The organism is Pseudomonas sp. PS02288 (assembly GCF_029959715.1).
Classification (GTDB): Bacteria; Pseudomonadota; Gammaproteobacteria; order Pseudomonadales; family Pseudomonadaceae; genus Pseudomonas_O; species Pseudomonas_O kuykendallii.
The window spans coordinates 1-1602 of sequence record NZ_JASCPA010000124.1 but is presented as its reverse complement, the minus strand read 5'-3'; the positions used below and the strand labels follow the sequence as shown (position 1 = coordinate 1602).

The 1602-nt window shown below is 61.9% G+C and carries 1 protein-coding gene; it reads left to right on the top strand.

What is annotated here, in order from left to right; all coding sequences use genetic code 11:
• Positions 1 to 117 precede the first annotated feature (117 nt).
• Positions 118 to 1602 (top strand): IS21-like element ISPst3 family transposase (istA, locus tag QMX85_RS23335; RefSeq protein ID WP_282344930.1); only part of this gene is annotated, 1485 nt, incomplete at its 3' end.

The window sequence follows — 1602 nt, the reverse complement described above, 5'->3', positions numbered from 1 at the left end:
TCTGTTGCCGCTGACCGAAAACTGACCCAGTAGAGGCTGTTCTGCCGACTGAAAACTGACCCAGGTGTTCAACTGCTTCTGCTCAATTTTTGAGCAGGAGAACACAGGGTGATCAGTATGGAAATGATGGGCAAAATTCGCCGGATGTATTTCCGCGACAAGCTGTCGCTGCATGAGATAGCCAAGCGCACCGGGTTGGCGCGCAACACGATTCGCAAGTGGGTCAGAGCACCTGAGGCCAAGCCGCCGGTCTACCAACGCCGCGCGATCTTCAACAAACTCAGCCCTTTTCACGCCACGCTGGAGCAGGCGCTAAAAGCCGATTCGCTGCGCCCCAAGCAACAGCGGCGCAGTGCCAAGGCGCTGTTGGCGCAAATCAAAGCCGATGGTTATGACGGTGGCTACAGCCAGCTCACCGCGTTTATCCGTGCCTGGCGAGGGGGACAGGGCAAGGCGTCGCAGGCCTTTGTGCCGCTGACCTTTGCTCTTGGCGAGGCGTTTCAGTTTGACTGGAGCGAGGAAGGCTTGCTGGTCGGCGGCATTTACCGGCGTATGCAGGTGGCACATCTGAAGCTGTGTGCCAGCCGTGCGTTCTGGCTTGTGGCGTATCCGAGCCAGGGCCATGAGATGTTATTTGACGCCCATACACGCTCGTTCGGCGCCTTGGGCGGCGTGCCGCGCCGGGGCATCTACGACAACATGAAGACCGCCGTCGACAAGGTCAATAAGGGCAAAGGCCGGGCGGTGAATGCACGCTTTGCGGTGATGTGCGCGCATTACCTGTTCGATCCGGACTTCTGCAACGTCGCCGCTGGTTGGGAAAAGGGCATCGTTGAAAAGAACGTGCAAGACAGCCGCAGGCGTATCTGGCTAGACGCCCAGGACTGTCAGTTTCACTCCTTCGAGGAACTCAATGCCTGGCTGGGCCAGCGCTGCCGCGCGCTTTGGAACGAGCTGACGCACCCTCAATACAGCGGGCTGAGTGTGGCCGAAGTGCTTGAGTTGGAGCGCGCTGAACTGATGCCTGTGCCAGCGCCATTCGACGGTTACGTCGAGCGGCCTGCGCGGGTCTCCAGCACCTGCTTGGTCAGCGTCGGGCGCAACCGCTACTCGGTGCCGTGTGAGTACGCGGGTAAGTGGGTCAGCAGCCGTTTGTATCCGACGCGAATCGAGGTGGTGGCTGACGACGCGCTGATCGCCAGCCATGTCCGCTTGCTGGATCGCGACCAGGTCAGCTATGACTGGCAGCACTACCTCCCGCTGATCGAACGCAAGCCCGGTGCGCTGCGCAACGGCGCGCCCTTTGCTGATCTGCCGGCGCCGCTGCGTCAGCTTAAGCACGGTCTGGGGCGTCATGCCGGCGGTGACCGGATCATGGCGCAAGTTCTGGCTGCCGTACCGGTCGCCGGGCTCGATGCCGTGCTGGTAGCCGTTGAGCTGGTACTGGAGAGCGGCAGCCTGAGCGCCGAACACATCCTCAATGTCGTGGCGCGCCTGGCCGCGACCGAACCACCACCCAGCGTCGAAACCCACTTGTCGCTCAAGGAAGCCCCCGTCGCTAACACGGCGCGCTACGACCGCCTGCGTGGCCAGGCCGAGGAG